Here is a 2,288-nt window from a genome sequence, read left to right as displayed (position 1 = left end):
GTAAGCGCGATTTCTACCGCACCTTGACGCTGCGGTGATCGGCTGCCAAGCGGCTGTTAAACCGCAGTGAAGTTAAACGGCAACAGATCGGCGATGTCGGCACCGGCTTGGCGCTGCGGCAATTCTGTCAGCACGTGCCGCAAGTAGGCATACGGTTCGACGCCGCAGGCGCGGCATGTGAGCATCAGGCTGTAGATCACGGCGCTAGCATCGGCGCCGGCGACTGAATTGGAGAACAGCCACGCCTTGCGGCCGATGGTAAACGGTCTGATATCGCGTTCGATCACATTGTTATCAATCGGGGCGCGCCCATCGTCGATATAACGATAAATGTAGGCCCATTGACCGAGCGCATAGCTGATGGCCTTGCCGATCAGTGATTTCGGCATGACCTCGGCCTGGTTTTTGATCAGCCAGGCGTGCAGGACGTCCAGTATCGGACGGCTTTTTTCTTGGCGCCATCGGTAAATTTCATCGATGAGGGAACGTCCTTCAGGCGGCGGCTTCTTCCTGACCATCGATTCAAGGTGATACAGCTTGCCCATCATATCCAGCGCCTCCTTGGCCCGGCCAGGCGGCCCCTTCTGCGCCTTGAGCGCTTCATCAAAGCGCCTGCGCACGTGCGCCAGACACCCCAGATGCTTGATTGCGCCCAGCATGCGCCAAGCGGCGTAGCCGTCGGTCATCACGGTACCGTTATAACCGGCCAGAAAGCGCTCAGGATGCTCATGCCCGCGACCAGGCTGGTACTCGAACAGAACCACTGGACGTTCGCTGCCGATGGCGCTGCGGTAGACCCACATGTACGACGTGTTCTCCGCCTTGCGGCCCGCTTCGTTAAGCACCTGCACGGTCGTTTCGTCGCCATGGATAAATGGATTGGTCAGCAACTCGCGGTGCAGCGCCGCGTACAGCGGCGTAAGCAACACACCGGCCTTGATGCACCATTGCGCCAGCGTTCCGCGGGCAACATCGACATCGCCGCGCAGCAGCCAGTCGTGCTGCCGGTAGAGCGGCATGCCGTCGGCGTACTTGGCGGTCAGCACCGTGGCAACGGTGCCGGGGCTGGCGTTACTGCCGGGGATGGGCTGAGCCGGCATGGGGCTGGTGACGATCTTGCTCGCCTCGCCGTGCCGGTCGCACTGACGGCAGGCATACTTGAAGCGCACGTGCTGCAGCACCTGGACCGTGGCCGGGATGATGTCGAGCTGCTCGCTGGTTTCCTCACCCATGCGATGCAGCGCGCCTTGGCAGCAAACGCAGACTTTCTCTGCGTCGGGCAAATCATGCTCGATACGTTTACGCGGCAGATGGGCAGGCAGGGCACGGCGTCCACGCTTTTTAGGCGGCGTTGCTGGCGCATCGGCGCCATCATCGACGTCTTCATCAGGGAACGCAACGGCGTCCTGCTCGGCTTCATTGAACAGGCAACCCTGCGCGCCCAACTTCTCGCTCGATGGCGCAAAGCGTTTGAGCTGCGCCAGCCGGAACTGCTCTTCAAGGAAAAGGTTGCGTGCCTCCAAAGCGCTCGCGCGCCCTTCCAACTGGCGGATATAGTCGCGCAGTTCGGCTGGCAGGGTGGCAAGGAGTTCAGGAAGGTGCATGCAGTTACTTTACCAAAGCGTTTTGCGTTTTGGGTTTACATCAACTGCATGCTTTTGAAATATATTTTTCAGCGCATGGCGCGCGGCGCCATCGGCTGGTGTGCGACCGCGCTCTGCCATTTCAGGCCGTCGATCAGCCAGCGCAACTGGCGCGCCGTCACCTCAAGCGTGCAGGCATCATCGGCACCATCGGGCCAGTGAAACCGGCCTTGTTCCAGCCGGCGGCAATGCAGCCAGAAGCCGTTCGTATCCCAGTGCAGTATCTTGATCCGGTCGCGGCCGCGGTTGCAGAATACGAACCAGTGTGGGCTGACCGGATCAAGACCGAAGGTGTCGGCCACCACGAGTGCCAGGCCGTTGATCGACTTGCGCATGTCGTGGTGGCCCGTCGCCAGGTACACCATGCCTTGCGGCGTGCCCCACATCAGCGCAGCACCGCCAGGACAGCGCCCAGCCACTCCACGTGTGCCGGGCTGCCCAAGCGTATCAAATAGCCATTTGGCGTCTCCACTTCCAGCACGGCGGCACTTCCGGTCGGATTAGGCAGCGCGATGAATTGCGCGGCGGGCGCGGCGGTGGTCGCAAGGCGTTTGCGCCAGTAGTGAAAAGTCGCTTCTGTGACGCCGTTGAAGGCGCACCAGGCGCGAATCGTTTGCCCGGATTCGACCTGTGCCTGTAGGCGCG

Annotated in this window: 3 protein-coding genes; all 3 read right to left on the bottom strand. The window is 61.5% G+C overall.

Features of this window, described 5'->3' with window-relative positions; genetic code table 11:
* Nucleotides 1-56: 56 nt before the first annotated feature.
* Nucleotides 57-1,604, bottom strand: a complete 1,548-nt coding sequence (gene tnpC / locus RBA41_RS33250; RefSeq protein ID WP_306628622.1) for an IS66 family transposase — start codon at nt 1,602-1,604, stop codon at nt 57-59.
* Nucleotides 1,605-1,672: 68 nt separating this feature from the next.
* Complete coding sequence (gene tnpB, locus RBA41_RS33245; protein ID WP_306628621.1) at nt 1,673-2,029, bottom strand: IS66 family insertion sequence element accessory protein TnpB; 357 nt, start codon at nt 2,027-2,029, stop codon at nt 1,673-1,675.
* Nucleotides 2,029-2,288, bottom strand: a 260-nt coding sequence (gene tnpA, locus RBA41_RS33240; RefSeq protein ID WP_445352077.1) for an IS66 family insertion sequence element accessory protein TnpA, incomplete at its 5' end; no start/stop codon positions are given. The genes tnpA and tnpB, both read right to left, overlap by 1 nt.

The organism is Massilia scottii (assembly GCF_030846495.1).
Classification (GTDB): Bacteria; Pseudomonadota; Gammaproteobacteria; order Burkholderiales; family Burkholderiaceae_D; genus Telluria_A; species Telluria_A violaceinigra.
This window is presented reverse-complemented; position numbering and strand designations above follow the sequence as displayed.